Source organism: Nostoc sp. CCY0012, assembly GCF_963920855.1.
Taxonomy (GTDB): Bacteria; Cyanobacteriota; Cyanobacteriia; order Cyanobacteriales; family Nostocaceae; genus Cyanocohniella.
In genome coordinates this window covers 1-1,074 of the sequence record NZ_CAWUDM010000242.1, presented here as the reverse complement: position 1 = coordinate 1,074, position 1,074 = coordinate 1, and the positions used below count along the sequence as shown (strand labels likewise).

Here is a 1,074-nt window from a genome sequence, read left to right as displayed (position 1 = left end):
AACCCACATTCCGCACCCACAACTGTCACACCCCAAAGAAACGGATATATCTAGTACATAGGAACTAATAATTGAGAAAATTGACTAGAATTTATTACAGCTAAATAGGAATTATTATGATTAACTTAGATATACAGTTAATAAATACGACTAAGTACAAAATTTGAGTTCTTAGGTGATTTTGATGTCAAAATTGGTTCAAAATCATTGAAAGCTTTATCCGCAATGACTATAAAAAGATAAAAAAACGTTTTAAACCAACATAATCAGGAGAAAATTTCAACAGATATTTTTGTGGAATTTTGGTTGCCATGTTTAGCGCTAAAGACCTGGAATTGAAGAAGATTGACCATTTAGGGATAGTAGCAGGAATAGTAGATTCAATTGGGATAGTAGAAATAATTAATAATTTCCTGGGGTCAGAGCCAGGAGAAAAAGTCAGTGCGGGTCAGGTGGTAAAGGCAATGATTTTAAACGGCTTAAGCATGATGTCACAGCCTTTATATATGTTTACACTTTAGCGCAAAGAGAAATTAGAGCAGCTTTAAAATCCTTAAACTATACTGTAAAAAATCAATTAGGAAAAGCCATAAATAATCCAACTATGCGGTGGATATTTCAATGTTTTCAATCAGTTCATCTTGTTACTTTTCAACAAAAAACAGAATTTTATAATTTGACATCTGAAATGAAGTACATTCTCCTATTCCTCCCAGAAGCTTGCCGTAATTACTATAGATATATAAGTTGATTTATCAATATTATTAATATTTTAATTAGACCATTTAGCTCATTAATAAAATTAATGTTCTGAACTTGTCATGGCGTTTTTAACTTTATTTTCCGATAAGCATAATTTACAATGATGTATTGAGGTTGTAAAAATAAAATTATATTATGAAAATTTTTCACCAAACCACTCTTATATTTATTTCCCCTTATTGAGAATATATCCAATAAAATTTCCTATCCCAAATCTGTTTTTTTTGAGATAAATGTAATTTTTTACTCCTTTTTTATGACTCAACTTCCGTAATAACCGATTGTGACAGTTAAGGGTGCGGAATGTGAGTT

At 30.3% G+C, this 1,074-nt stretch carries 1 protein-coding gene; it reads left to right on the top strand.

Features of this window, described 5'->3' with window-relative positions; translation table 11 throughout:
• Nucleotides 1-311: 311 nt before the first annotated feature.
• Entirely contained in the window at nt 312-521 is a 210-nt protein-coding gene (locus ACM0OS_RS28940) for a DUF4277 domain-containing protein (RefSeq protein ID WP_414546615.1), read from the top strand.
• Nucleotides 522-1,074 lie beyond the last annotated feature (553 nt).

Bases quoted from the DNA above. Each gene is read 5' to 3' on its own strand.
- ACM0OS_RS28940 (WP_414546615.1), top strand. From the start codon at position 312: ATGTTTAGCGCTAAAGACCTGGAATTGAAGAAGATTGACCATTTAGGG.